This window comes from Candidatus Nitrosotalea sinensis (assembly GCF_900143675.1).
Lineage (GTDB): Archaea > Thermoproteota > Nitrososphaeria > Nitrososphaerales > Nitrosopumilaceae > Nitrosotalea > Nitrosotalea sinensis.
The window spans coordinates 68,965-94,841 of the sequence record NZ_FRFC01000009.1 but is presented as its reverse complement, the minus strand read 5'-3'; the positions used below and the strand labels follow the sequence as shown (position 1 = coordinate 94,841).

General features: G+C 36.9%; 31 protein-coding genes. 25 read left to right on the top strand and 6 right to left on the bottom strand.

Annotated features, from left to right (window positions below; all coding sequences use genetic code 11):
* The 12 genes from NSIN_RS09350 to NSIN_RS09295 all read left to right on the top strand — a co-directional run.
* Window positions 1-997: HYR domain-containing protein (locus tag NSIN_RS09350; protein WP_133124141.1), on the top strand; the 997-nt coding region annotated here is incomplete at its 5' end.
* 64 nt (window positions 998-1,061) lie between these two features.
* Window positions 1,062-2,339, top strand: a complete 1,278-nt coding sequence (gene hemL, locus NSIN_RS09345; protein WP_101010952.1) for a glutamate-1-semialdehyde 2,1-aminomutase — start codon at window positions 1,062-1,064, stop codon at window positions 2,337-2,339.
* Window positions 2,336-3,271 carry a hydroxymethylbilane synthase gene (hemC, locus tag NSIN_RS09340; protein WP_101010951.1) on the top strand — a complete coding sequence of 312 codons (936 nt, stop codon included), beginning with the start codon at window positions 2,336-2,338 and terminating at the stop codon, window positions 3,269-3,271. Before hemL ends, hemC begins: the two co-directional genes overlap by 4 nt.
* On the top strand, window positions 3,268-4,008 hold the full coding sequence (cobA, locus tag NSIN_RS09335) for a uroporphyrinogen-III C-methyltransferase (protein WP_101010950.1): 741 nt from the start codon (window positions 3,268-3,270) through the stop codon (window positions 4,006-4,008). Before hemC ends, cobA begins: the two co-directional genes overlap by 4 nt.
* Complete coding sequence (locus NSIN_RS09330) at window positions 4,009-4,803, top strand: uroporphyrinogen-III synthase (protein WP_101010949.1); 795 nt, start codon at window positions 4,009-4,011, stop codon at window positions 4,801-4,803. It begins immediately after the preceding gene.
* Window positions 4,804-4,849: 46 nt separating this feature from the next.
* On the top strand, window positions 4,850-6,019 hold the full coding sequence (locus NSIN_RS09325; RefSeq protein ID WP_101010948.1) for a glycosyltransferase: 1,170 nt from the start codon (window positions 4,850-4,852) through the stop codon (window positions 6,017-6,019).
* Between the two features lie 146 nt (window positions 6,020-6,165).
* Entirely contained in the window at window positions 6,166-7,566 is a 1,401-nt protein-coding gene (gene sufB, locus NSIN_RS09320) for a Fe-S cluster assembly protein SufB (protein ID WP_101010965.1), read from the top strand.
* A gap of 28 nt (window positions 7,567-7,594) precedes the next feature.
* The gene (gene sufD, locus NSIN_RS09315) at window positions 7,595-8,995 is read left to right on the top strand and encodes a Fe-S cluster assembly protein SufD (protein WP_320410682.1); all 1,401 of its coding nucleotides are present in this window, start codon (window positions 7,595-7,597) and stop codon (window positions 8,993-8,995) included.
* Entirely contained in the window at window positions 8,955-9,311 is a 357-nt protein-coding gene (locus NSIN_RS09310; protein ID WP_394340820.1) for a Rieske (2Fe-2S) protein, read from the top strand. The genes sufD and NSIN_RS09310 overlap by 41 nt, the downstream gene beginning before the upstream one ends.
* A 1-nt stretch (window position 9,312) precedes the next feature.
* Window positions 9,313-10,557 (top strand): cysteine desulfurase, encoded by a 1,245-nt coding sequence (locus NSIN_RS09305; RefSeq protein WP_101010947.1) that lies wholly within the window; start codon window positions 9,313-9,315, stop codon window positions 10,555-10,557.
* Window positions 10,554-10,994, top strand: coding sequence for a Fe-S cluster assembly sulfur transfer protein SufU (sufU, locus tag NSIN_RS09300; RefSeq protein ID WP_101010946.1), 441 nt, complete (start codon window positions 10,554-10,556; stop codon window positions 10,992-10,994). The genes NSIN_RS09305 and sufU overlap by 4 nt, the downstream gene beginning before the upstream one ends.
* 7 nt (window positions 10,995-11,001) lie before the next feature.
* Complete coding sequence (locus tag NSIN_RS09295; protein ID WP_101010962.1) at window positions 11,002-11,334, top strand: hypothetical protein; 333 nt, start codon at window positions 11,002-11,004, stop codon at window positions 11,332-11,334.
* Here the strand turns inward: NSIN_RS09295 and NSIN_RS09290 are convergent.
* Complete coding sequence (locus tag NSIN_RS09290) at window positions 11,324-12,529, bottom strand: phosphoglycerate kinase (protein WP_394340821.1); 1,206 nt, start codon at window positions 12,527-12,529, stop codon at window positions 11,324-11,326. The genes NSIN_RS09295 and NSIN_RS09290 overlap by 11 nt on opposite strands.
* A 660-nt stretch (window positions 12,530-13,189) precedes the next feature.
* Here NSIN_RS09290 and NSIN_RS09285 point away from each other — a divergent pair.
* The gene (locus NSIN_RS09285) at window positions 13,190-13,849 is read left to right on the top strand and encodes a phosphatase PAP2 family protein (protein WP_133124140.1); all 660 of its coding nucleotides are present in this window, start codon (window positions 13,190-13,192) and stop codon (window positions 13,847-13,849) included.
* On the opposite strand, the gene NSIN_RS09280 is transcribed toward NSIN_RS09285, so the two are convergent.
* Window positions 13,838-14,149 (bottom strand): hypothetical protein, encoded by a 312-nt coding sequence (locus NSIN_RS09280; RefSeq protein WP_101010943.1) that lies wholly within the window; start codon window positions 14,147-14,149, stop codon window positions 13,838-13,840. The genes NSIN_RS09285 and NSIN_RS09280 overlap by 12 nt on opposite strands.
* A gap of 159 nt (window positions 14,150-14,308) precedes the next feature.
* Between NSIN_RS09280 and NSIN_RS09275 the strand changes: the two genes are divergently transcribed.
* The 3 genes from NSIN_RS09275 to NSIN_RS09265 are packed head-to-tail and all read left to right on the top strand — an operon-like array spanning window position 14,309 to window position 16,597.
* Window positions 14,309-15,169, top strand: a complete 861-nt coding sequence (locus NSIN_RS09275; protein WP_101010942.1) for a hypothetical protein — start codon at window positions 14,309-14,311, stop codon at window positions 15,167-15,169.
* A gap of 43 nt (window positions 15,170-15,212) precedes the next feature.
* On the top strand, window positions 15,213-15,992 hold the full coding sequence (locus tag NSIN_RS09270; RefSeq protein ID WP_101010941.1) for a proteasome assembly chaperone family protein: 780 nt from the start codon (window positions 15,213-15,215) through the stop codon (window positions 15,990-15,992).
* Complete coding sequence (locus tag NSIN_RS09265; RefSeq protein WP_101010940.1) at window positions 15,989-16,597, top strand: hypothetical protein; 609 nt, start codon at window positions 15,989-15,991, stop codon at window positions 16,595-16,597. The genes NSIN_RS09270 and NSIN_RS09265 overlap by 4 nt, the downstream gene beginning before the upstream one ends.
* On the opposite strand, the gene NSIN_RS09260 is transcribed toward NSIN_RS09265, so the two are convergent.
* Both NSIN_RS09260 and NSIN_RS09255 read right to left on the bottom strand, forming a co-directional pair.
* On the bottom strand, window positions 16,594-16,893 hold the full coding sequence (locus NSIN_RS09260) for an OB-fold nucleic acid binding domain-containing protein (protein ID WP_101010939.1): 300 nt from the start codon (window positions 16,891-16,893) through the stop codon (window positions 16,594-16,596). The two genes, NSIN_RS09265 and NSIN_RS09260, sit on opposite strands and share 4 nt — an antisense overlap.
* A gap of 75 nt (window positions 16,894-16,968) precedes the next feature.
* On the bottom strand, window positions 16,969-17,337 hold the full coding sequence (locus tag NSIN_RS09255) for a hypothetical protein (RefSeq protein ID WP_101010938.1): 369 nt from the start codon (window positions 17,335-17,337) through the stop codon (window positions 16,969-16,971).
* 254 nt (window positions 17,338-17,591) lie between these two features.
* On the opposite strand from NSIN_RS09255, the gene NSIN_RS09250 reads away from it, so the two are divergent.
* From NSIN_RS09250 to NSIN_RS09230, 5 genes are all read left to right on the top strand, one after another.
* The gene (locus tag NSIN_RS09250) at window positions 17,592-18,263 is read left to right on the top strand and encodes a chlorite dismutase family protein (protein WP_101010937.1); all 672 of its coding nucleotides are present in this window, start codon (window positions 17,592-17,594) and stop codon (window positions 18,261-18,263) included.
* Window positions 18,260-18,808, top strand: a complete 549-nt coding sequence (locus NSIN_RS09245; RefSeq protein WP_245871964.1) for a DUF1802 family protein — start codon at window positions 18,260-18,262, stop codon at window positions 18,806-18,808. The genes NSIN_RS09250 and NSIN_RS09245 overlap by 4 nt, the downstream gene beginning before the upstream one ends.
* On the top strand, window positions 18,805-19,803 hold the full coding sequence (locus NSIN_RS09240) for an aldo/keto reductase (protein ID WP_101010935.1): 999 nt from the start codon (window positions 18,805-18,807) through the stop codon (window positions 19,801-19,803). The genes NSIN_RS09245 and NSIN_RS09240 overlap by 4 nt, the downstream gene beginning before the upstream one ends.
* Before the next feature lie 61 nt (window positions 19,804-19,864).
* Window positions 19,865-20,395 carry a hypothetical protein gene (locus NSIN_RS09235; RefSeq protein WP_101010934.1) on the top strand — a complete coding sequence of 177 codons (531 nt, stop codon included), beginning with the start codon at window positions 19,865-19,867 and terminating at the stop codon, window positions 20,393-20,395.
* Window positions 20,396-20,473: 78 nt separating this feature from the next.
* Entirely contained in the window at window positions 20,474-20,794 is a 321-nt protein-coding gene (locus NSIN_RS09230; RefSeq protein WP_101010933.1) for a helix-turn-helix domain-containing protein, read from the top strand.
* A 15-nt stretch (window positions 20,795-20,809) separates the two neighbouring features.
* Here the strand turns inward: NSIN_RS09230 and ahbA are convergent, their stop codons facing one another.
* Window positions 20,810-21,823, bottom strand: a complete 1,014-nt coding sequence (gene ahbA, locus NSIN_RS09225) for a siroheme decarboxylase subunit alpha (protein WP_101010932.1) — start codon at window positions 21,821-21,823, stop codon at window positions 20,810-20,812.
* 89 nt (window positions 21,824-21,912) lie between these two features.
* On the opposite strand from ahbA, the gene NSIN_RS09220 reads away from it, so the two are divergent.
* From NSIN_RS09220 to NSIN_RS09205, 4 genes are read left to right on the top strand one after another with little or no spacing between them, the layout of a single operon-like run.
* Window positions 21,913-22,566, top strand: a complete 654-nt coding sequence (locus NSIN_RS09220) for a precorrin-2 dehydrogenase/sirohydrochlorin ferrochelatase family protein (RefSeq protein ID WP_101010931.1) — start codon at window positions 21,913-21,915, stop codon at window positions 22,564-22,566.
* Window positions 22,563-23,819, top strand: a complete 1,257-nt coding sequence (hemA, locus tag NSIN_RS09215) for a glutamyl-tRNA reductase (protein ID WP_101010930.1) — start codon at window positions 22,563-22,565, stop codon at window positions 23,817-23,819. The genes NSIN_RS09220 and hemA overlap by 4 nt, the downstream gene beginning before the upstream one ends.
* 35 nt (window positions 23,820-23,854) lie before the next feature.
* Window positions 23,855-24,835: a porphobilinogen synthase gene (gene hemB, locus NSIN_RS09210; protein WP_101010929.1), complete on the top strand. Its 981-nt coding sequence runs from the start codon at window positions 23,855-23,857 to the stop codon at window positions 24,833-24,835.
* The gene (locus NSIN_RS09205; RefSeq protein ID WP_101010928.1) at window positions 24,832-25,143 is read left to right on the top strand and encodes a hypothetical protein; all 312 of its coding nucleotides are present in this window, start codon (window positions 24,832-24,834) and stop codon (window positions 25,141-25,143) included. The genes hemB and NSIN_RS09205 overlap by 4 nt, the downstream gene beginning before the upstream one ends.
* On the opposite strand, the gene NSIN_RS09200 is transcribed toward NSIN_RS09205, so the two are convergent.
* Window positions 25,140-25,760 (bottom strand): HD domain-containing protein, encoded by a 621-nt coding sequence (locus NSIN_RS09200; RefSeq protein ID WP_245871963.1) that lies wholly within the window; start codon window positions 25,758-25,760, stop codon window positions 25,140-25,142. The genes NSIN_RS09205 and NSIN_RS09200 overlap by 4 nt on opposite strands.
* Window positions 25,761-25,877: the final 117 nt, after the last annotated feature.

The window sequence follows — 25,877 nt, the reverse complement described above, 5'->3', positions numbered from 1 at the left end:
CCACAAAGACAATACAGTACCAATAGGTAATGCTACAGCTACTGACATCCAACCAGTAACTATCACTAACAACGCATCAAAGACATTCCCACTAGGCAAGACTACCATATTGTGGGTAGCAACCGATGCATCTGGTAACAAAGCAAATGCCACTCAAATAATTAATGTAGTTGACACCACTGCACCAAAGATTACTGCACCGCACAATATCATAGTTAATGCCACAAGTTCTACCGGAACTAGTGTGAATATTGGAAATGCAACTGCAAGTGATGGTGTACAGTTGGTTTCTATCACAAATGACGCCCCTTCACTATTTCAATTTGGAAATACTACAATAACTTGGACTGCAAAAGATGAAGCAGGAAACACAGCTACTGCAACCCAGATCGTACAAGTAGTTGACAAGTCACCACCCAAGTTAGTAATTCCACAGAATATAGTTACTGATGCAACTGCATTTGAGACTCCTCTTGTTGTAGGAACTGCAAATGGAACTGGCATAATTGATACATCGCCCAAGATAACGAACAATTCCACTGGATTGTTCCATATTGGAAAAACAACAGTACAATGGACTGCTACTGACAAGTTTGGAAACAGTCAGACATTAGATCAAACTGTTACAATTCTTGCATGTGGTAAACCATCTTCTGAATATAATTTGGTGATGGGTACAAATTCAAGTGACACTCTTACAGGCTCTGTAGTACCTAATCTAATAATCGGTCTTGGCGGAAATGACATAATCCACGAAGGTCCATCTGGAGACTGTGTAATTGCAGGTGATGGTAACAATATCATCTACGCAGGAAATGGAACAAATACCATCTATGCAGGAAATGGTGATAACATAATCAAAGGAGGAAGTGGAAATATGCAGGTCACTGTAGGTACTGGAAGCAACATAATCCAAGGTGGAAGTGGACAGAATACTTGTACTCTTGGAAGCCCGTCCAAAGATACAGTTGTAAATTGCCAGTCGAAACTCCACTAAATTTTTGACAAAATCTAGTAATTTTCATTAGCTTATAATACAATTATACTTAATTTCTATCTAAATGACAAGTTCCAAAAGCCTGTTCATGCGTGCTAAAAAAATCATTCCGTCAGGAATAAACAGCCCTGTTAGATATTATCCACCATATCCATTCTTTGTAAAAAAAGCAAAGGGAAGCATGATGTGGGATGTTGATGGAAACAAGTATCTAGATTTTTGTAATGCTTATGGAGCGTTACTCTTAGGCCATCTACACCAAGAAATAATTTCTGATGTGAAAAAACAAATAGAAAAAGGTACACTATATTGTGCACCCACTGAAATTGAAATAAAACTCTCTGAACTTGTATCGAAAAATCTTCCATCTATGGAAAAGACACGTCTTGTAAACACAGGAAGTGAAGCAACAATGACTGCAATACGTCTTGCAAGGGGATTCACAAAGAAAAAAAAGATAATAAAATTTGAAGGATGCTACCATGGAGCGCATGATTATGTGCTTGTAAAAGCAGGATCTGGTGCTGCGCATATTGGAATATCAGTATCTGAAGGAAGTATTGATGAAGTATCTCGAAATACACTTGTTGTACAATATAACAATATTAAAGAATTACAGGATGTTTTAGAAAAAGAAAAAGATGTAGCTGCGGTAATTGTAGAACCTGTTCTTGCTAACATGGGCCTTATCTTGCCAGAAAAAGACTTTCTACAAAATATCAGAAAACTCACTTCCGAAAATGATTCACTGCTAATCTTTGATGAAGTAGTTACAGGATTTAGAATGTCAACAGGAGGCGCACAAAAATACTTTGGAATAAAACCTGACATTACCACGCTTGGAAAGGCTCTAGGAAATGGTTTTCCAATTGCTGCCGTAGGCGGAAAAAGTCAGATACTTGATATGCTTTCTCCAGAGGGTAACGTGTATCAGGCAAGCACTTATGCTGGAAATCCGATATCTGTCTCTGCTGGAATATCATCTATTCAAACCATGAATACACTAAGATCAAAACTATATCCGAAACTAGAAAAGAATTGCAAAAAACTAGTTTCTGCAATAGGGGATTTAGCATCTGACATGAAAATCCCGCATCAGATAAATTCAATCTCATCAATGTTCCAGATATTTTTCACTGATAACCCCGTTGTTGATTATACTTCAGCAAAAAAATCAGACATGAAAACATTCAAGAAATTATTTGAAACATTATTGAAAAATGAAGTCTTTATTGCACCATCTCAATTTGAAACAGTATTTTTATCTTATGCCCACTCTGATGAAGATCTCAACAAAACAATCTCTGCATATGAAAAAGCTCTAAGGACAATAAAATCATGATGTATACAATCGGAACACGTGGGAGCCAACTCTCACTGACTCAAACAAGATGGGTTGTATCTGAAATTAAAAAAAAATTGCCCGATGCAGAATTTCAAATAATCACTATCAAGACACAGGGTGATACTGACGCACGTCCGCTTTTTACCATAAATCAAAAAGGAATATTTGAAAAAGAAATTGACAGGGCAGTTGCCGAAAAAAAAGTTGATTTTGCAGTACACAGTCTAAAAGACGTACCTGCAGAGCTTCCAGATGACTTGGTATTAGCATGCATTCCAAAAAGAGAGGAAGCAAATGATGTCTTTATAACAAATGATGCAAATACGCTTGAAACCATAAAAAAAGGAGCAATAATTGGAACAAGCAGTCTTAGGCGGGCGGTCCAAATCAGAAGAATCAGGCCTGATGTCACAGTAAAACCAATTCGTGGAAATATTGAAACAAGGATACAAAAGGTGAAAAATGGAGAATTTGACGGTGTGGTCTTGGCACAGGCCGGAATCTCTAGATTAAATCTAGATGTACAATTCCAAAGGTTGCCGATGGATACATTTCCTCCTTCACCTGGACAGGGTGCTCTTGGAATCGTATCGAGAAGAGATAATCTGCAACTAATAGAACTCTTGAAAAAGATCGAAGATCCTGAAACTAGGAATGCAATTGAGGCAGAAAGGGCTCTTTCCATGTTTGTGGACTCTGGATGCAGATTTCCAGTGGGTGCATTTGCTCACAAAGAAAATGATCGACTACGATTAAAAGTAATAGTATATTCTGTAGATGGGAGCAAGTCAATAATGGTGGAAAAAGACTCTGATGCAAGAAAAGCAAATGACCTTGGTAGAGAGGTTGCAGCAGAACTTAAAGAAAAAGGAATTGCTGATATTGCGATGAATTGGAGAGAAAAAGTAGAGGAGTGGAATGCTAAATGACTGGTAAAGTTTTCATTGTTGGAGCAGGTCCAGGTGACCCTAAACTCATTACACTAAAGGCAGTAGAGGCAATAAAATCTGCAGATGTCGTTCTCTATGATAGACTAGTAAGCAAGAAAATTGTTTCAATGATTCCAAAAAAAGCACAAAAAATGTATGTTGGAAGAGATGTTGGAGATGACTACAAACATCAAGATACCACAAATGATCTTATGGTACAATTTGCGCAAAAAAATAAAAATGTTGTACGACTCAAGGGAGGAGATCCATTCATCTTTGGAAGGGGCGGTGAAGAAGCAGAATTCTTACGCAAACACAAAGTAAAGTATGAGATAATTCCAGGAATCACATCTGGAATTGGCTCTGCCGAATATTCTGGAATCCCGTTGACTCATAGAGATTATGCTTCATCTGTAGTATTTGTGACTGGTCATGAGGATGCCAAGAAAACAAAAGGAGTCGTAGAGTGGAAAAAAATTGCAAAATCTGTTGACACCATTGTAATAATGATGGGATTGTCTAGAATTGATATTATCTCAAAAAAATTAATCAGTGGTGGACTAGACAAAAATACTCCGGTGGCTGTCATTCAAAATGGTACTACTGATGAACACAAAATGATCAAGGGTACTCTTGTAAATATTTCGAAAAAAATCAATGATGCAAAAATACGACCTCCATCTATAATTGTGGTAGGAAAAGTAGTACAACTTGCTGATAAAATAGGATGGAGATAATTGATTCAAGGCAAAGTAATAGCAATAACTAGATCCAAGGAAGATTCTACAGAATTTACAACTCTAATATCTAAAGCTAAAGCTAAAGCAATCTCGCTGCCTACTATCGAACTTGTAAGTAAAGGAAATGGTATGGTGGACGAGTTTTTAGATGCGATAAAAAAAGATGACCCTGACTATTCTGTATTTATGAGCTCAAAAGCTGTAACACTCTTGTTTGACACTGCAAAAAAAATTTCCAAATATGAAAAACTACGACTTGCTGTTACAAATACTACTGTAATAGCAGTAGGTCCAAAAACCAAAGCTGCTCTTGAATCCCAAGGTATACGAGTAGCACATATGCCTGAAAGATTTTCTTCAGTGGGAGTAGGTGAAGTTTTTACTTTTCTCAATGCTGATGGAAAAAAAGTAATTGTTCCAAGAAGTGGAGCATCTACTCCATTTCTTGCACAGCTCTTAGAAAAGATCGGTCTTCAAGTAAAAGAAATCTATCTCTATGATGTAAAATCATCTAGTGCTCTATCTTATTGGACTGAATTCAAAACTCTATTTTCACAAAACAAAGTTGATGGAATAATTTTCACCAGTGCCTCATCAGTAAGGGCATTTTTTGATATCATGTCATCCGATATGGATGAGAAGACGCTTCAAAGTCATCTTGGGAAGACAATTTCTCTTGCTATAGGACCTTTTACTGCAGATGAGCTTAAAAAATTTGGAGTAAAACCGTTGACTGCTGATGTCCACACGGTGCAAGGTGCTGTAGAGGCCATAAAAAGTTGCTTTTGTTAAAGTGCGCAATTTTAATAATAGTAAGATCCGCAAATGACATAGAGTAATGAATTCAATCCAGAAAGAGATACGTTCTAAAACCAAGTCTCTTTCCATAGTAATTCCGACTTACAATGAGTCAAAAAACATCGTAAAGATCCTTGATTCTTTGCGTGTTGCCCTTACACGAGATATGAACGCAGAAGTAATAGTAGTTGATGATAATTCTCCTGATGGTACTAGCAAAACTGTAGAAGAATATGCCAACTCAAAAAACCCTGAATATCCAATCCATATAGTACGCCGTGAAAATAAACGAGGTCTCAGCTCTGCTATTGTAACTGGCATAGAGCATGCAAAAGGTGATGCAGTTGTTGTAATGGATAGTGACATGTCACATCCTCCACAAACAATACCAAAAATGGTTGAAGAACTACAGAATCCTGATTGTGATATAGTTGTAGCCTCCAGATACGTTGAAGGAGGTTCTGTTTCAGGATGGCCGTTTAAACGAAAACTGATCAGTAAAGGTGCAACTAAAATCGCTCAACATGGGCTTGGCATAAAAATTAAAGATCCAATGTCAGGATTTTTTGCATTCAAAAAACACATTGTAAACAACATAAAGTTTGATGCAATAGGATACAAAGTACTTCTTGAAATCCTCGTAAAAGCAAAAGATGCCAAAGTAAAAGAGATCCCTTACAACTTTATCGATCGCACCACCGGAAAAAGCAAACTGGATCTAGCAGTAAGTGTGGCATATCTGCAATCTGTATGGAAGTTGTACAGGTATGGAAAATCTGTCAAGACAAATGAGAGACGTGCATCAGTTCACTTTCTCTCAAAGGCTGGACGCTTCTATACTGTGGGAGCCTCTGGACTTCTTGTAAACTATATTGTATCATTTCTATTTGGCGCTGTATTGTCAAATCTTTGGTATCTATATGCAACAATGATCGGAATTGTCTTCTCAATGAGTACCAATTTCATTTTGAATAAAGTCTGGACATTTGAAGATAGAACATTTGAGCCAAAAAAAACCCTTATCCAATATGGATTATTCTTAGGATTTAGTGGAATAGGAGCAGTATTCCAATTGTTGATGGTATATGGTCTTGTTGAGCTACGACATGTGAATTACTCGATAGCCTTGTTCTTGGCAGTTGCCGTAGCTTCTGTAGGAAACTTTTTGCTAAACAAGAAATGGACATTCCAGGAAAAAGTTTGGAGCTAAATCTTATTCTAAAAATTTAGAATATCTTTTCTTAGCTGAACCTAATTGATTTTTTAATTTTTTGACTGATTTAGCTTGGCCTACTCCGCTATACGAGTATGAAGAAGGGTGTAACTTTTTTATAACATAACGGGGTTATGTCAAACATGACTTCTGAAAATCTTAACATGGATTACAGTAAATATGATTTCAAAGACTCTACAGAAATGTATGTCTATACAAGCAAAAAGGGTCTTTCAAGAGAAGTTGTAGAAGAAATCAGTAAAATGAAAGGTGAACCACAATGGATGCTTGATTTTAGACTTCGTTCATATGATATCTTTATGAAAAAACCAATGCCAAATTGGGGAGGATCACTAGGGCAGATCGACTTTAACAATATCTACTATTATGCCAAAGCTTCTGAAAAAACCGAAAAGGATTGGGACAATGTACCATCTGAAGTTAAAGCTACATTTGACAAACTTGGAATTCCTGAGGCAGAAAAGAAATTCCTTGCAGGTGTAGGTGCCCAATACGAATCTGAAGTGGTATATCACAGCTTACGTGAAGATCTTGCAAAACAAGGCGTCTTGTTCTTGGATACTGATACTGCATTAAAAGAACAGCCTGAAATTTTCAAGAAATATTTTGGTAAAGTAATTCCTCCTGAGGATAACAAGTTTGCAGCACTAAATAGCGCAGTATGGAGTGGAGGTTCATTCATCTACGTTCCAAAAGGTGTCAAAGTAGACTTGCCACTCCAAGCTTACTTTAGAATAAACAAAGAAAATATTGGTCAATTTGAAAGAACACTGATAATTGCAGATGAAGGTGCAGAAGTACATTATATTGAAGGCTGTACTGCTCCTGTCTATTCTTCAGAGTCTTTACACTCTGCAGTTGTAGAACTGATTGCACTCAAAGGAGCCAAGCTGAGATACACTACCATACAAAATTGGAGCAATGATGTATACAATCTAGTTACAAAGAGAGCATATGCATACGAGGGTGCACGTGTAGAATGGATTGATGGAAACATTGGAAGTAAACTCACAATGAAATATCCTGGTATCTATCTTATGGGACCTCGTGCACATGGTGAAACACTCTCTATTGCTTTTGCAGGTAAAAACCAACATCAAGATACTGGAGCAAAAATGGTTCATCTTGCACCAAATACCACATCTAGAATCACATCAAAATCTGTTAGTAAAAGTGATGGTAGAACAACATACCGAGGCCTCTTACATGTTGCAAAAGGTGCAACAGATGTAAAAGCATCAGTCAGATGTGATGCATTATTACTTGACGATATTTCAAAAACTGACACGTATCCATACATGGAGATAAATCAAGAAGATGCCACAGTAACACATGAAGCTACTGTAGGAAAAATAGGTGATGAGCAGATCTTTTATTTGATGACACGAGGATTCACTGAAGAAGAGGCACTGACCTTGATTGTAAATGGATTCATCGAACCATTCACAAAAGAGCTCCCAATGGAATATGCAGTAGAGCTCAACAGATTGATTAAAATGGAAATGGACGGCTCAGTCGGTTAGTTCCGATTGTGTCAATTTGTGATGTAAAATGTTGCCTTTTGTACTCTCTAAACTTGGTCCTGGACACATAGAAGAAATTTCAGAAGCAAATAACGATCCTGAATGGTTACGAGAATATCGAAAAAATGCATTTGCTGTCTTTGAACAACTTCCTCAGGAGGTTTCACCACTCTACAACAAATACACTGATGCAAACAAAATGGATCCAGAGCAGATAACATTCAATCTAAGTTCTGATAGTACAATTCCTGACTTTGTAAAAGATAGGCTCGGAGAAATTGGAAATACTCCAAATATAGTTCAGGTCGGCACAAACATACATCAGATACACATCCCATCTGAGCTAAAAGACAAGGGCCTTGTAATTTGCTCAATTCAAGATGCTATCAAAAATCATGGTGATAAAATAAAAAAATCCTTTGATCAAACTGATTCCAAAAGAGACAAGTATATTGCATTAAACAATGCCTTTTTCAATTCTGGAATATTTGTCTACATTCCAAAGAATTTTGTTTTAGAACAAACAATACATATCGTATCTTCATTATCTCTTGACCAATCATCTACTATCTCAAGAAATATCATTGTAGCAGAAGAAAATAGCAAGGCCTCGATTGTTCAGGAAATTTATGCACCTCAATCACAGAAACAACAAGCATATCTTGAATTGCTTGATGCTTCTATCAGCCCTAATAGCCAATTTGATCTAGTTACACTACAAGCAATGGAAGAAACAGCAGTCAACTTTTCTTCAAGAGTCGCAAGAATAGAACGTGATGGAAGAATGAATTGGTATTTGGGATTGTTTGGTTCTTATCTCTCACGCTACAAAGTAGATAATTTCCTCAATGGTGAGGGTGCAACTGCACAGGATACTGAAGTGGTCTTTGGAAACAAAAACCAATCATATGATCTTTCCTCTAATCTGATTCATACTGCTCCTTCTACAATTGGACGAGTCCTGGAAAAATCTGTCCTCAAAGATACTTCAAAATCACTATTCAAGGGAATGATACGAATCGAAAAGAATGCACGCCACTCAGAATCATATCTGTCAGGACATTCTATATTGCTTGACAAGGGTGCAAAATCTGATTCAATACCGGGGCTTGAAATATTAACGAATGACGTCAAGGCAACACACTCTGCATCAGTTGCCCAGATGGATGAAGAACAAATATTCTATCTTGCTACTAGATGTCTTAACAAATCTGATGCCCAAAAAATAATTGTAGAGGGATTCTTGGAACCTCTCTCAAGAAAAATGTCATACCAAATTCGTGCATGGATAAGTTATCTAATAGACTCCAAATGGGCAGGACGAAATCTCACTATAAAAACAGATGAACAACTCAAAGCTATGCTTGAAGTAGAAGAGACAAGATATCGTGAAACTGACACATTTGAGAGCCATTACAAGTATAGGTGATAACTTGTCCAAGTGGGTAAATGTGTGTAAATTAAATCAACTAAAGAAAGGTGAGATGCTTGACTTTGATTATGAGAACAAGAAGATCCTTCTTGCAAATCTTGATGGTAAAATATACGCATCAGACAGAATCTGCACTCATGCAGATGCTGATCTATCTACTGGAATACTGACTGAAGAAGGAGTCACATGCCCCTTGCACTTGTCTACATTTAATCTAAAAACAGGTGTTCCAGAGAATCTTCCTGCTGAAATTCCGCTCAAAATCTACAATGTTAAAATAGAACAAAACGAGATTTACATCGAGGTAGATTAAATTGCAGACAAGTTTCATAAATATTGAAAATATTCGAAATGACTTTCCTATCCTAAAACGTAAAGTACACAAGGATAAACCTCTTGTATATTTTGATAATGCTGCTACTACTCAAAAACCAATCCAAGTAATAGAATCAATAAGCAACTATTACCTAAATTATAATTCTAATATCCACAGAGCAGTCCATGAGCTAGCAGAAGAAGCTACCTTGGCATATGAAACAACACGTGACAAGATTGCAAAATTCATTAATGCAAAAAATAGAGAAGAGATTGTCTTTGTTCGAGGAACTACAGAGGCAATAAACCTTGTAGCCTATGCATGGGCACGCCAGAATATCAATAAAGACGACATTATAGTGACTACCGAATACGAACATCATAGCAATATTGTTCCATGGCAACTTGTCACAAAAGAAAAGGGTGCAAAACTAGAGTATATTGGAGTAGACGATAATGGGGAATTGATACTTGATCATCTTGACAAATATCTTGCAACAGGCAAAGTAAAGCTTGTAACATTTAGTCAAATGTCTAATGTTTTGGGAACTATAACAAATTCTGAAGAGATTGTTAAACGATGCAAGAAATATGGTGCACGAGTATTAATTGATGGTGCTCAGTCTGTACCGCACATGAAGGTAGATTTACAGAAACTTGATTGTGACTTTTTTGCCTTTTCCGCACACAAGATGCTCGGACCCACTGGAGTTGGAGTGCTATGGGCAAGAAAAGAACTACTTCAAGAAATGGTACCATTCAATGGCGGAGGAGATATGATACGCGAGGTTCATAAATATGAAACTACTTGGAATGACTTGCCATACAAATTTGAGGCTGGTACACCAAATATAGCAGACGTAATTGGATTTTCAGCAGCACTTGATTATCTAGATAAAATAGGAATGGACAAGGTACGAGAGCATGAAATTGAACTTACAAAATATGCACTTGACAAACTTTCACAAATGAAAGGAATAATTTTGTACGGTCCTAAAGATGCAACAAAACGAGGTGGAGTTATTTCATTTAATCTCGGTGACATTCATCCTCATGATTTAGCTACCATCATTGATGAAGATGGTATTGCCATACGTTCTGGGCATCATTGCGCTCAAGTATTGATGGAAAGACTTGATGTTTCTGCAACATCTCGTGCAAGTTTTTATATATATAACACAAAAGAAGAAGTAGATGTTTTCATCAAGTCTCTTAACCGGGCAAAGGAGCTGTTCAAAATATGAGTAGTGCAGATATTTACCGAGAAATTATCCTGGATTATTACAGAAATCCAAGGAATTATGGAAAGATATCTGATCCTGATATTGCACAGAGAGATAGCAATCCTCTATGTGGTGATGAGCTTGAGATGCACCTTAACATAAAAGATGACAAGGTTGCAGACGTAAAATTCACCGGAAAAGGTTGTGCCATAAGCCAAGCAAGTGCATCCATGCTTACTGAATTAATCATGGGAAAAGACTTTGAGTATGTCAAGAAACTAACAAAGGAAGACATTCTGGACAATCTTGGTTTGCATGATCTTGGACCTGCTAGAATCAAGTGTGCATTATTGTCTCTCAAAGTGCTAAAATCAGGACTTTATTCGTATCTGGTTGACAAACTAAAAGATACTGCATCTGCAGACAAGATAAAAGAAGAAGCTTCAGGTCTATACTAAATTGTCCATTTCAAATACTGCAATACCACTAGAAATCAGAAGAGTAATCTTTGAAAAATTCAATGATACCAACACTCGTTTCACAAATGATGAAATCCTTGAAATACTAAAGGGCAATGGCCTTGATGGCTCCATTACAATTGATGATGTAGAACCATTTTTTAATCAACTACGTGATGATGGACTGATACGCCAGATTGCTCAGAACTTTACAACCAACTGGTACAAACTCTTCGATGTTGTTGAAAAAATAAAATGCAATTCTTGCAACAAAGAAGTATATCTTGGAAAACTAGAACCTAGAGTGTGTCCAAACTCCGAGTGCAAAGCTACTTTGTAGAACGATATCTAGCGGCTGCCTCTTCCAAAGCCTGAATCATTGGTAGTTTTACTCCTGTAAGATACAAAACCAATGCTCCTCCTGCGGTACTGATATGGTTTATCTTTTCTGCAAGACCGTATCTTTTTAGTGCAGCAGTAAGATGTCCACCACTTACAATTGTTGTTGCAAATGAATTTGCGACACCTTTTAGAAGTGACTCTGTTCCAAATTTGAAATTCTCATTTTCAAAAAATCCTGCAGGCCCACTCATGAAAACCGTTCCAGCACTCTGGATTGATTTTAGGTAATATTCTACTGATTTTGGACCTAAATCAAAAATTTGTTCACCCTTGGCAAGCTCTCTGACATCCATCTCTACTCTTTTTCCATTTCTCTCAATTGCAATATCAACTGGAACTGAAAATACATCAGGATATTCTCCAATCAATGCATGTGCTTTTGAGACAACCTCTTCCTCTCTTTTGATGCCTAGTGGGAATTTGATTCTCCCTTGAGCTCTCAAAAATACATTTGCAATAACGCCTGTGAGAAGAACCTGGTCTGCCCTGCCATTCTGGATTAATTCCTTTATTGCCTCTAATCTGTCGACAACTTTGGAGCCACCTAATACTACTACGTGTGGGCCCTTGGCCACTGTCATTATCTCATCCAATTTCCTTACCTCGCGTTCTACCAATTTTCCTGCGCATGATGGTAATACATGAGCAAAGCCAACTATTGATGGGTGGGACCTATGTGAGCTTGGAAATGAATCAAGCACACAAATATCAAACAATTTTGAAAGTCTTTGCACCATTATTGTCTTTGCTGCGTCATCTGCAGAAAACTCATAATTTTCCTCTGCGCATAGTCTGAGGTTATCTAAAAGTATGATATCGCCATCTTTCATATTTTTTATCTCTCTTTGTGCCTCTGCACCTATTACATCTTCAATGTACTTTATCTTACGTCCCAGTATCTGTTCTAGTACCTTAGCATGTTTTTCCATTCCTGTATAGTCCTTGTTGCCGACTCTTCCTTGATGTGATCCAATGACAACCTTTGCACCCTCCAAAGCCTTCAGGGAATCTGTAGATTCTCTTATTCTACTAGTCTCGATTATCTCCATGGTAGAAGGATCTATTGGGCAGTTCATGTCAACTCGCAAAAATACGGTTTTACCCTTTACGTCAAAATCACTAATAGTAAGTATTCTCAATGCCAGTTCTATCTTTAGATGTGGTTAAAATCTTTTAGCCGATCTTTTTCTTCCTACTGGCTCTTGAACATCCGGTTGCAGCTATGATTCATTCTGACAATAATCTGATCTCTCCCATGCCTACCTTATATTAAAAAACATTTTTTGAAAAATTTGTCCATTTATTTTCATTTATTGTTTATATTGTAACAGTATAGATCGCAAATAAAACATCTGTAAACAATTTTGTTTTTTCAGAACCTAAAAATGATTTTGCTTATTCCTCAAATTCTTGAATGTGTTTGATTGTACTATTGTATAAGAAACCGTGGATGTTAGGGGTGTGTCAGACTGGCGTGTGATCGTACAAAGAAAGACACGTCCACGGTTTCTATGTTGCTTTGTATGTATGTGCATAAAAAACAGAACATGATTTTCATATTAAGATAAACACATGTTCTCTACTTCTTGTATTGCAAACAATCCTAACTTGTAAAATAACATAGTTGTCAAACTCATGTGTATTCTCGTACATGAAAAGACTTCATACAATAATGTGAAAACTTGAAAACCATAGTATAGTTATAAAATCAACTAGTAATTTACATCAAGACACTGATTTTAATAATGGTATACATCGCATAGTGATACTGATGTTGATAGGAGGAATCTTCTTTGCAGAATTGGCTATTTGATATAAGAAGCAGAACATTTTTCCTATTCTTTGTCTGTTTTCTAGTTCTACTATATTTTGCATTATCAAAATCTATGCTATCCTATGATACAGGATTTGAGACTGCACTTTCCAAGGTTGTAGGGCATTATCCAGTAGATATCACAATGGACGTATTTACAGAACTTGGATGGGTATTGTATCCAATATTTGTAAGCATTATTTTGTTTATAATAAAAAAAACACGACGCCTTGGACTAGTCCTACTTCTTTCACTATTAGTGGGAAGCATGGCTGTAGCATATGTTAGATGTTACACCGGGTATGAAAAACCAGCACTAGAGTACCTTGGAGCTCATCTTCCAATAAAATCTGGAGCAGATGTTGGCGTGCCGTGTAACATCGAAGGAACTTTCCCTGCAGGAGCAACCATGAGAACTACAATGTTTGCATTTGTCGTAGGATATGCATTATCTAAAAGATTTCCTCGGGGATGCTATCTCTTGTGGCTATATCCTGCAGTTGTATCAATTAGTAGGCTATATCTTTTAGAAGAATATCCTATGACTGTCATTGCAGGAGTTGTAACTGGAATACTGATTGCAGATATAGTATCCAAGAAACTAAAACTTGAGCTTATTTTTGAACAATCAAAAACCTAACTCTGACATTACTTTTGAACTTATCAAGACCATTGCATAATGATCAGCATCATGGCTGTAGATCCAATATCTGACATCTCTTTCTTGTTTTGTTTTTCGTAATCCAAAATTAAGTTCATTCATGATGGTAAATCCTATCTTTTTTGCAATCTTTTGTTCTTTTGTCATTATTACCTTGAACGCTCCTTTTTGTGTTGTAAAGCCAAGTTTTACCATCTGGTCTGCTATTTCTACTGCTTTTCGTTCATCATCGATCTGAAATGATTGTATCACTGGAAGTTGTGATGGGTGAAAATCCATGATTTTTGTATCTATTTGCTACATAAAATCTTCTTGTTGGCCTTCTAAACACGTCAAAATTTTGGTAAAAAGATCAAAAATATGTTGAAAATTTTAACTCAGGTGTCAAATACTGATCATAACAAAAACTTAATCGATTACAAAGACTCATAATCGCATATGGCATCACTTGAGGCTCTTCTAAAATCACACAGCCTGAAAAAATCAGCTATATCAAAATCGCGAAAACAAGTTGAAACTAAACTAAGAGAAGCTATTTCCAAAAAACGTAGATCATCTTCTGGTCTTGTGGCCCTTGAAAAGAAAAAAGAAGATCTGACAAGAGAAAAAGATCATGTAATGCAACTCTTAAACCAGCACTTGTCACAAAAGGCAAGTATTGAGAGACTCAAAATTGCAGCAGAAGAAAGACTCAAGCAAGAAGAGAATGAAAAAGACCAAGTAACACAGCAAAGTCAGTATGGTTCCTCTGATGACAAGGGAACATTATCTGAAAGATTGCGATATATTGATGAAAAAATATCTGAATTACATTCTGAACTAAAAGAAAGAGATTCGGCATATTCTAGACTAGAAAAAGAGATTGAATCTGGAGAGAGACAAAAATCAAAGATTGAAGACCAGCTACGAAAACAAATACACGCAAAACCATCTCTTGTGGAACAACTAAAGGTATCAACAAAAGAAGAATCTCATCTGCGACCAAAATTTGAATCACTATTAAAACAAGAAGAACAGGCAGGAAAAGCACTCTCTGTAGTACAAAAGAAAGTTGCAGAAGCTGCATCTCAACGACGAAAGAAGATGGCAGTGATTGCTGCTGCAAAAAGAAAGAGGGCTGCTGCACTTGCTGCACGAAAGAGAAAAGCAAAGGCCAAGGCAAGAAAAGCAAAACGACCAAAGAAAAAGATGGCTGTAAAACGAAAACCAACAAAGACATCTAAAAGAAAAATATCAAAATCTAGAAGAAAACCATCTCGCTCTTCCAAGAAGAAATCAAAAAAATCTAGACGACGATAAACCATCTAAGCATAATTAATATTGAATTGATTTTTTCGTAACGATGTTGTCTCTTCCTCAACGTATAGTTGTTGAAATAACACAAATGCCTATCTTGAAAAATCCTTCTCTGATATGTGGATTTCCAGGCAGCGGTTTTGTGGGAAAACTTGCAATAGATCACATGATTGAGCAATTAAAAGCGGTATCTTTTGCAAACATGTTCTCTTCTTCATTTCCACCACAAGTGTTGATTCAACCAAATGGTACAACAGATCTAATGAAAAATACTTTTTATTATTACAAGGGGGAGACCAGTGACCTTGTCTTACTTGGTGGTGATGCACAGCCTGTCACACCTGAAAGTGAATATGAGATGGCAGAAGAAATTACAAAAATATGTGACAAGCTTGGAATCAAGACGATATACACGCTTGCTGCATACATCACAGGAACCTTTACAAAGTTGCCAAAAGTTTACGGTACAAGTACGCTTGAACAAATAGTCAAAGAATTTCACAATTATGGTGTATCAGTAATGAATAGTGGAAGTATCACTGGAATGAACGGTTTGATAATAGGTGTAGGTAAAAGAAAAGGAATTACAGGAATATGTCTTCTTGGAGAAACATCTGGCTATGTAGTTGATGCAAAAGCATCCAAAATAGTACTGGAGGCTCTTGTAAAGATGCTTGGTCTGCAACTAGATCTAACAGAAATCTCGAAAAAAGCACAAGATACGGAAAACCTTGTAAAAACAATAGAAGAACAAATGGGACATAGGACAACAGGGGAATCTTTACACATGCCACAACATGACAAAAAACTGGGGTATATCAGTTGAAAAAACGTGGACCTATAATTGCAATTGCAGGTGCAGTGATGATTGTCATTGCAGCATCTGTTGCATATTCTGTCATGCCCAAAATGTCTTCTGATACTCAAGGAGGAGACTTTTTTCCTTCGCCTGAAAGCTTGTTTGATAATATATCTGATAAGGTGGAAATTGCTGCCGGGAGTACGTATACTTTTTCACATACTACAAGTACTGCCAAAGTTACCCTGATGTGGGGTGTTCACATTGTGGATTATTCCCCTGATGATAGCGTAGTGGTGTCAATATCTAATATCTTTGGAGACAAGTTTGGTTCTTTTACAGAAAATGATCCTATTTTTATAAAATCATTTGAGGCACCAAAGGCAGATTCTTACAACTTTAGTGTGGAAAACAAGGGAAAAAATCCAATTACTGTAATCATGTTGTTTACAGAAAATCCTGAAAAATCAAAAGCATTGACTGATCCAAATTCACCATTTGTTAAAAATATAGTCCCTCTGGCAGAAGCAGGATTTCTATTAATTATTGGCATTGTTGTAATAATATCTGGAGCAATATTGAGTATAATTGATTGGAGAAAAGGGAAGAATCAGTCTAGCAGATATATCTAAAATTCTATTACTACTAGTTTTCCAAACTTTCCTACATTAAGTGAGTTCTCTCCTCTGAATGTAGAAATGTATCCATTCTCAATTCTTACTCTAGAGCCTTTCTTTACCATCTTTATTTGAGCATCCCATAGACTAAGCTTGATCTGTCCTGTTTCATCTTTCAGCATTGCATCTGCAACCTGGGCCTGTCCTCCTGTCTTGAGGTTGACAGTTCTTGGTTCGTTTATGCTTTCAATTACACCTTCTACTGGTTCAAGCTTGTTTTGTGGTCTGTTCAATTGATCTATGTTTGGCATTTGACAAAATTTTCTGTTCTCAAATAATAAGTGTTGTGATATATTTTTTCAAGTATTATTTGTACTAACTTGCATCTATTTTGAAATTATTTGATTCTTGAGCCACTGTGCTATCTGTCTTGTTGCAGTGTTGTGTGACATGTCAATTATGGGCAATAATACGTTGTTGTTGTTATTTTTGAGGTACTGTTTGTATTGCGGCATCTCGGTATATTCTATTGCAGCAAAGTGTATCTTGCCTTCTATCTGGTCTTTGATGATTTCAGGTGTTGGAGGAAATCCTTGAGGCTCATACAGTATTCCGTCTGCCCATCGTGCAGGGGGTGCCGCACTACCTAATGGCACATTATTGGTCTTGATGCTAAGAAAATCTTCTATGTTGTTAACCTTGACCAACTCATGAATTATGATTTCATTGATTGGTTGGTGCCTGATTGTTACCATTTGGTTCTAAAGAACTAAGTGAGACATTTAATGGATGCGCTTAGTATGATTGTAGTACAAGCATTATCATTACAGCTGTAAATGCAGTGAAAATAGAGCCAATTCCTATTGCTATCTTGGTATTCCTACTCATCAAATACGATCGCCAAATACGCTAATTTAAGATATTTCATAAATCTCATAGGTAAATAGTCATTGCCAAACTTGGTCAACTTGATCAGATTTTAAATAAGGTTCATTCAAACTCACTCTTTATGAGTGAGCAACCACGACAATTTTTCAATTTTGCTTTCTTTAAGGTAGATCCAAAATGGAGATGGATGGCAGATTTGGCAAAAGAGGAATCTGCAAAAGAAGTAGAAAACGTTCTTAAAAATTCCCAGATAAATTACAGGGTCTACTCTACCTTGGGATTGCGTGATGATGCTGAATTCTTGTTGTGGTTTGTATCCGATTCTGTTGAAAAAATCCAGGATTCAATATCGAAGTTGTATCTTACAGTTTTTGGAAAATATATCATTCCAACACATGTCTATCTATCCAGTACAAGACCGTCTATGTATGCCAGTAACCAAAAGCCACGAGGATGGATTGGAGGTGAAGAGCAGAAAAAATATGTTGTTGTATATCCGTTTATCAAAACACGAGAGTGGTATCTATTGCCTCTTGAAAAACGAAAAGAAATGATGGCTGAACACATTCAAGTTGGTCACAAATATCCTGATGTTCTTCTAAATACTACCTATTCATTTGGAATCCATGACGAGGACTTTATGTTAGCATTTGAAACTGACACATTGCATAAATTTCAAGACTTGATAATGGACTTGAGGGAAACCCAAGTTAGCAGATATGTTGCAGTGGATACACCCATGATTGTGTGTATCAAAAAGGATCTTGTCTCCATGATTAGGAGCCTTGGATGATGAAGGCACTAAAAGAGTGGGCCACTGTTGTGACTGCACTTGAGAATGGAGACCAGACAGTACTTCTCAGAAAAGGAGGGATATTGGAAACCTCATCCGGGTTTAAGGTAGAAGACAAAAAGTTTTTGCTATTTCCAACATACGAGCATCAGGATAACACATCTTTAAAATCCCAATTTTACAGATATTTTGCAGATGCACGGGAACAAAAACCACAAGAAGGATTCAACAGAATAACCTCTTATGCTGAAGTTGTTGCAGAACGTGATATCTCTTCTATGCAAAAGATAGAAGAACTGTCTGATTTTCACATCTGGAGTGATTCATACATGGTAGAAAGAATGAACTGGATGCCACAAAAACCAATGACTGCTATATTTCTAAAAACATACAAGATTTCTCCAATTGAGATTCCTCTGCTTCCGGAATATCATGGTTGCAAATCTTGGATAGAGTTAAATGTAAATGTGCAATCTGGATCAGCAGTTTTGAGTGAAGCAGAGCTTCAGGAAAAATTATCAAAGTTTAGGAGCATAACAAATTGAAATATAGAAAATTAGGAAAAAGTGGAATCAAAGTATCTGAAATAGGATTTGGCGCATGGACTTTGGGACTTGATTGGTGGGGTAAAAAAATTGAGGACGATGAAGCAAAAAGAATGCTCAAGCGAGCGTTTGATCTTGGAATAAACTATTTTGAGACTGGAGATATTTACGGACGAGGCAAGAGTGAGAAACTCATTGGTGAAGTCTTTTCAGGAATGAGAAACCAAGTTGTCTTGTCTACAAAATACGGTTATGATATTTATTCAAATGAGCAGATAGGCCACAAGGAACTCCCTCAAAAATTCACTGAAGAATTTACTGATTTTGCATTAAAAAAGAGCCTTGAAAGATTGCAGACGGATTATTTGGATGTATATGGGTTACATAACCCAAAAATCCATACAATTCGGGACAAGAAAATATTTGGATTTTTAGACAAAAAAATACAAGAAGGAATCATCAAGAGTTACCAAATTGCATTGGGTCCGGCAATTGGATGGACCCAGGAGGGCCTTGATTCAATGAAATTGACCAATGCTACGGCTGTACAAACTGTATACAACATACTTGAACAAAATCCAGGAAATACACTCATTGAAGAGGCAGAAAAGAACGATGTGGGAATACTAGTACGTGTTCCTGATGCTTCTGGCATACTGACAGGCAAAGTAAACGCCCAAACAAAAATTAGTGAAAAGGATCACCGTTCAGTGCGAAGTGGAGACTGGGTGCAAGAAGCACTACGAAAAGTAGATCAACTCATGCCTATTGCAAAACGAAATGGTCTTAACATTACTGAACTTGCAATCAAATTCATCTTGTCACAAAATGCAGTCTCCTCAGTTCTTCCAACTGTGGTAAGTGAAGAAGAAATTGAAATGTTCTGTGCCATGTCTGATGGAAAGTATCTTAGTGATTCTGACAAGAATGAAATTATTGGCCTCTTCAACCAGTGGCCGTCTTATGAGCTAAAAGCATCAGCACAAACTGCATAGAGGATTTTCTACAAGATTGACAATGACACAATTATATGCAAAGGAGGACTGTTAGAATAACATGATTCCAAGCCAAAAAAAGACATCTACGATGACATTTAGAATAGATGAAGATGTACTCAGTAAACTTCGCTTAGAATCTGAAAATCGAGATACAAGTCTTAACACTTTTGTAAACCACATATTCAAAAGATATGTCGAGTGGGACATGTTTGAGGCAAAGGTTGGCATGGTTCCAATTGCCAAACCAATCATTGTAGAACTCTTTGGAAAGTTGACAAAAGAAAATGTAATTGACATGGCAAACAGAATAGGGAAAAACGTAGTTCGAGACACTGCATTATTTATGAGAGGAGATTTTAATCTAAATTCCTTTATCTCCTGGTTTGAGGCACGAATGCGTGCATCCTCAATTGAGATAAATCATAACATCAAAAACAATGTACATACATTTATTGTAAAACATGATCTTGGAGAGAACTGGTCGCTGTATCACACAACTGTGTTGGGGCTTATTTTCCGTGAAGTTTTAGAAAAAAAGGTTGACTTCGAGTATAATTCAGGCATGATGTCATTCAAATTCGCCGAATGATTGCAAATGATTGCAACCGTTTGCAAATAAATACAGTCTAATCACTCTTGTTATATTTTGTGATATAATACTCTCATTATGCAAGTATTACAACAAGGAAGAATCCTTGAAAACAAGGATGCAAACAACATATTGAAGATTATATCCAACGAGCAAGCAATGCATGTACTACGCTCTACAATTGGCACACCAAAATCTGCCTGGGATATTAGCACCAATTCTGGAATTCCTCTTACTCAGGTCTATAGATGGGTGCGTAGGCTGCACAACTCGGGACTTGTTCGAGTCTCTGGTGATACAAACGCCTCTGGAAAAAAATTCTTCATGTATCAAAGCAAAGTCATATCTGTAAAAATGACATTGACTTCAGCAGCAGAAACTGTCATAGAATTGTCATAAAATTTTTTATTGTTTTTATGCTGTTATTAGATCTTCAATGCTAAACTTGTGCTCTACAAAATACTCTACTCGAGTCTTTTTAAATTCTCTAGAACTGAACAAAATTTTGTATTCGTTTACGTCTATTTGTTTTTGAATCTCTTTTGCCATGTTTTCAGCCTCCTCGATAGATTTGCAATGAACCATTGAAAACACATTGTATGGCCAATCTTGGTATACTGGTCTCTGGTAGCAGTGGCTTATCTGTGGGAACGCGCCTAACTTTGCACCCACCTGTTCAATTCTCTCATCTGGAACCTTCCATACTATCATGCCATTTGCAGTAAATCCTACTTCTCTATGTCTTAGTATTGCAGCAAATCTTCGCATCACTCCTATCTCTTCGTATTGTCGTGCCTTGTCAAGCAACTGCTCTTCAGTTATCCCAAGTTTTTGAGCCGATTTCAAAAATGGTCTTTCTATTATTTCCAAATCTTTCTGTAACTCTCGAATGTAGTCCTTTTCTTCCTCTGTTGCGACAAACTTTGTTTCAGTGATCTTTTTCTTTTCTTCTGATGGCTTGACATCTGATTTTTTCTCATCTACCATCTCTAGTTTTACACCGATCTTGAAGAGTTTGATGGTGGGAAGAAGACGTGTCTTTTTAATTCCAGATAACTTGGAAAATTTGTCAATCTCTGTTTTCAGATCAGAGCCGGGAGGAACTGCTAGAGTAAACCAAAGATTGTATTCGTGATTTCTTTCATAATTGTGACTTACACCTGGATGTTTGTTTACTTGATTTGCAACATAATCAAGCTTGTCAGGTTCTATTGCCATAGCAACAAGTGCACTCTTGTATCCGAGTTTTCGTGTATCAAATATGGCGCTTATCTGTCTGATTATTCCGTCCTTTCTCAATACCTCTAATCTCTGCATCAATTCTGCATCAGGTATTCCAAATTTTTTTGCCATTACAGAATATGGTCGTGGATCTAGAGGAAAAGTCCACTGGATCTCATTTAAAATCTCCTTGTCCAGCTTGTCCATGTTATTGAAGAAAGTCTGTATTACAATTAAAAACGTTGCCTAGTTTTTCATAGAATCTATAAATATCATTTCAAGTCAGCGATGATCCATTGATAGTAGACCTGAATCTTGGAGGTAACCTAGTAATTGTAGTAGGAGGGGGAAATGAGGGCCTAAAAAAAGTAAATACTCTTTTGACTCAAGATTGCAAGATTCTTCTTGTAAGCGATGCAACAAACAGACAGATTCAAAATTACGTAAAACAAAAAAAGATAGCATTCAAGAAAATGAGACTTGAAAATGCAAATTTTCTAAAAAAATACAAACCATTTATGGTGCTTGCAACAACTGACGACAAGGAACTCAACCGAAAAATTGTGCAACAGGCAAAAGCTATGCGATGTTATGCATATGCCGCAGATGATCCCGAAGTAAGTGATTTTGCATTTGGCTCTGTAATCAATATTGATGATACTGTTCAGATTGCTGTCTCTACTGGAGGGCGGAGCCCAGCAATGGCAAGAAAACTAAAACTACAAGCAGAACAGATATTCCGCAAAGTAATCAAAAAAGAGGATATCTACCACATCAAACTACAAGACTTTGCAAGACGGGCCGCCAAGACCAAGATCGCAACATTTCCCGAACGAAAAAAGTTCCTCTATAGCGTGATGAATGATAATCATATTAAACAATTAATACAAGTCGGAAACCTAAAAAAAGCACAGAAGCGGGTTATGGAAATACTTGGTGATATGAAATGACAAGTGATGTTGTAAACGCTAGAGTTACTTTTAGAAAGTCCCCGATTCATATGTTGGAGCGATTTACTTTTCCTGATCTGGATTCTGCTTATCAGTCATTTCTAAAACACTCTGGATTACAAGAATGTGTCATACTACAAACATGCAACAGGGTTGAGCTCTTTGGATGTGCAAGTAATACCGATCTTGAAAAAATAAAAAAAACATGGGCATCTGTTGCAGGGCTTGAAGAAAATACATTCAAGGAAAATTTAGAAATTAGCTGTGGAACTGATGCATATACTCATCTTCTAAAACTCACATCAGGTCTTGATTCTCTTGTAATTGGAGAAGAGCAAATACTAGGACAAGTAAAAGATTCAATCACAACAGCACGGGAGCTCAAGGCATCTGGAGATAATCTAAACACCTTGTTTGATAAGGCAATCAAGATTGGGACTCGTGTAAGAAATGCAACAGGCATCAGTAAGGGAAGTATTTCTGTTGGTTCCATGGCAGTAAATCTTGCAGAGCAAAATGTAGATGACTTGAAATCAAAGCGTATCTTGTTGATTGGAACTGGAGAAGCTGCAAGTCTTGTAGCAAAGTCTCTTAAAAAACGTGATATTGAATTTCTTGTAACTAGCAGAACGTTTGAACGCTCAAAGGCCTTTGCGGAAACTGCAGGTGGCAAGCCGCTACAATTTGAGCAAGCAATATCTGATTTCAAATCCATAGATGTATTGTTTGTAGCAACTGTCGCACCGTATTTTCTTGTCACACATGATAGAGTAAAAGAAGCAATGCAATCAAGAAAGGATGGCATGCTCATAATGGACTTGTCAAATCCACGAACTGTTGATGACAAGGTATCTACCATACCAAAAATTACTGTCATGAATATGGATCAGATTGCAGAGATGGTAGAAAAGAACATGAAAAACAGGATGGGTGTAGTATCAGCAGCAGAGAATATAATTAATGAGGAGATTCCAATAGTAGAGGCAGCAATGAAAAGACTTGAGGTTGAACCAATCGTAACTAATGTCTTTAAGGATATAGACCAAGTACGTGTCAAGGAACTCAAAAAAGCACTTCAGATGTTGGGAGAAAAAGATGAGCAAAAGATACGCATCATTGACCAGCTCACACAAGCAATAGTTGAGGATATAATGTCTATTCCAATGAATAACCTACGAAAGGCATCAGAACAAGGTGATTCTGAAATTCTAAAAACTGTTACAAAACTCTTTGACTACAAATCACGAGAGTAACAAATTATATTTGCTAAACAGGGTGTTTATGTATAATGTCTTTTCCTAATGTGAGACTGCGACGACTACGAAAGAGTGGTAAAATTAGAGAACTATTGGAAGAAGTACGTCTGTCTCCAAAGGACCTGATCTGCCCAATATTTGTACAAGAAGATTTGAAATCCAAAATTCAAGGAAGTTCAATGCCAGGCATGGAAAGACTTTCACTTGGTGATGTTGTATCTGAAGTAAACTCTATTGCAGATCTGAAAATTCCTGCTGTAATGGTATTTGGAATACCTTCACACAAAGATGAACATGGTACCTCTGCTTTCATTCAAAACGGAATTGTACAAAAAACAATAGCTGAGATACGAAAAAATCTAGGAAATGACATTGTGATAATGTCTGATGTTTGTTTGTGTCAGTATACCAGTTCTGGTCATTGTGGGCTGGTCAGAGGTGATAAGATAGATAATGATTCAAGTCTCGAAACTCTTGCAAAAGTTGCAGTCAGCCAAGCTCAAGCAGGTGTAGATGTAGTATCGCCATCTGCAATGATGGACGGACAAGTAAAGGCAATACGACAAGGTCTTGATGATGCGGGATTTACCGATGTTGCAATAATGTCACATTCCGCAAAACATCGTTCATCTCTATATTCTCCATTCAAAGACATGGCTCACTCTGCTCCACAGTTTGGAGATAGAAAGACCTACCAGTTACCATACACTAATCCAAAAGAAGCAATGCGCGAAGTTGAGACTGATATCCAAGAAGGTGTGGATATTGTAATGATAAAACCTGCACTTGCATACCTTGATCTTATTTCTATGACAAAATCAAAGTTTAATGTGCCAATTGCTGCATACAGTGTCTCAGGAGAATACGCTCTTGTCAAGGCAGCTGCCATGGCAGGTTATATTGATGAAAAAGAGGTAACACTAGAGATTCTAACTGCAATCAAGCGTGCTGGTGCTGACATGATAGTAACATATTTCTCAAAGGGTGCCGCAAAGACACTTGCAGAAAGATGAGAGAAGACCTAACTTTTGAGATAACTCGTGCGTATGATTTGTTACCACATGTAGTGGGTGCAAGCTGGGCGTCTATCTGGTTTAGAATAAACAAAATTAGAAGACCTACCAAAGAGCAATTTCGAGAAAAAGTAGTGGAATACTTTAACATGCTAGAACTTCTCACAAATGCGTTTCCTCAAGATGCCATGTTTAAAGAAATGACTGATTATACCAAATACAAGCATGCTGATGAAATACGAAAAATACTAACTGGAAATAATTCTGAGATTGAAAAAAGATACAAACGCTACATAGATTACGGCTAGATCTCTTTTTTCAATTGATCTAGAAATTTTTTCATCATGCTGATTCTTTTTCTTGCCTCTGCTCTGCCAGTATTGGTATTCATAGTTTTTTCAAGCAGTAAAAGTTTTTTGTAAAAATGATCAACTGTCCAACTCTTATCGTCTGGAAAACGTCTTTTGCAAAAAGGATCCTTGCTGTAATAAAATGGTCTGTTCTCTGCTCCTCCAACAGAAAATGTTCTTGCTATTCCTATTGCTCCAAGAGCATCAAGTCTGTCTGCATCTTGTAGTATTTTTCCTTCAATGGTAGAGGGCGTAACACCTCTTGAAAAGCTATGATCTCTTATTGCATCTGCTATTGCATCTATCTGGATTTGGGTGAATCTATAATTTTTCAGAATTTTTCTAGATGCTTTTGCACTCTCTATGGAAGATTTTTTTGATCTAGGATCAGATTTTGGATATGATATCACATCATGGAGCAAAACTGCAGCTGTTATCACTTTCATGTTTACATCTTCTTTTTTTGCAATCTTTTTTGCATTTTTAAGTACTCTCATTATGTGATTATAATCATGGGCCGGGTCATTCTCCTCTAGTTTTTTCCTGATTGCTTTTTCTAATTTCTTTAGACTCAACTTTTGCTCTTTTGCAAGAATTGATTTTATAAATCAGGTGGCACACTGATTTTCTATATCTTGCCTAGGTAAAAATTCTGTAAATGTCACCACAAAACACTAAAAATTCCAAACATT

Excerpts from the sequence above, each read along its gene's own strand:
- hemL (WP_101010952.1), top strand. The coding sequence starts at position 1,062 with ATGACAAGTTCCAAAAGCCTGTTCATGCGTGCTAAAAAAATCATTCCG.
- hemC (WP_101010951.1), top strand. The coding sequence starts at position 2,336 with ATGATGTATACAATCGGAACACGTGGGAGCCAACTCTCACTGACTCAA.
- cobA (WP_101010950.1), top strand. The coding sequence starts at position 3,268 with ATGACTGGTAAAGTTTTCATTGTTGGAGCAGGTCCAGGTGACCCTAAA.
- NSIN_RS09325 (WP_101010948.1), top strand. The coding sequence starts at position 4,850 with ATGAATTCAATCCAGAAAGAGATACGTTCTAAAACCAAGTCTCTTTCC.
- sufB (WP_101010965.1), top strand. The coding sequence starts at position 6,166 with ATGACTTCTGAAAATCTTAACATGGATTACAGTAAATATGATTTCAAA.
- sufD (WP_320410682.1), top strand. The coding sequence starts at position 7,595 with ATGTTGCCTTTTGTACTCTCTAAACTTGGTCCTGGACACATAGAAGAA.
- sufU (WP_101010946.1), top strand. The coding sequence starts at position 10,554 with ATGAGTAGTGCAGATATTTACCGAGAAATTATCCTGGATTATTACAGA.
- NSIN_RS09280 (WP_101010943.1), bottom strand. The coding sequence starts at position 14,149 with ATGGATTTTCACCCATCACAACTTCCAGTGATACAATCATTTCAGATC.
- NSIN_RS09275 (WP_101010942.1), top strand. The coding sequence starts at position 14,309 with ATGGCATCACTTGAGGCTCTTCTAAAATCACACAGCCTGAAAAAATCA.
- NSIN_RS09270 (WP_101010941.1), top strand. The coding sequence starts at position 15,213 with ATGTTGTCTCTTCCTCAACGTATAGTTGTTGAAATAACACAAATGCCT.
- NSIN_RS09260 (WP_101010939.1), bottom strand. The coding sequence starts at position 16,893 with ATGCCAAACATAGATCAATTGAACAGACCACAAAACAAGCTTGAACCA.
- NSIN_RS09255 (WP_101010938.1), bottom strand. The coding sequence starts at position 17,337 with ATGGTAACAATCAGGCACCAACCAATCAATGAAATCATAATTCATGAG.
- NSIN_RS09250 (WP_101010937.1), top strand. The coding sequence starts at position 17,592 with ATGAGTGAGCAACCACGACAATTTTTCAATTTTGCTTTCTTTAAGGTA.
- NSIN_RS09245 (WP_245871964.1), top strand. The coding sequence starts at position 18,260 with ATGATGAAGGCACTAAAAGAGTGGGCCACTGTTGTGACTGCACTTGAG.
- NSIN_RS09235 (WP_101010934.1), top strand. The coding sequence starts at position 19,865 with ATGATTCCAAGCCAAAAAAAGACATCTACGATGACATTTAGAATAGAT.
- NSIN_RS09230 (WP_101010933.1), top strand. The coding sequence starts at position 20,474 with ATGCAAGTATTACAACAAGGAAGAATCCTTGAAAACAAGGATGCAAAC.
- ahbA (WP_101010932.1), bottom strand. The coding sequence starts at position 21,823 with ATGGACAAGCTGGACAAGGAGATTTTAAATGAGATCCAGTGGACTTTT.
- hemA (WP_101010930.1), top strand. The coding sequence starts at position 22,563 with ATGACAAGTGATGTTGTAAACGCTAGAGTTACTTTTAGAAAGTCCCCG.
- hemB (WP_101010929.1), top strand. The coding sequence starts at position 23,855 with ATGTCTTTTCCTAATGTGAGACTGCGACGACTACGAAAGAGTGGTAAA.
- NSIN_RS09205 (WP_101010928.1), top strand. The coding sequence starts at position 24,832 with ATGAGAGAAGACCTAACTTTTGAGATAACTCGTGCGTATGATTTGTTA.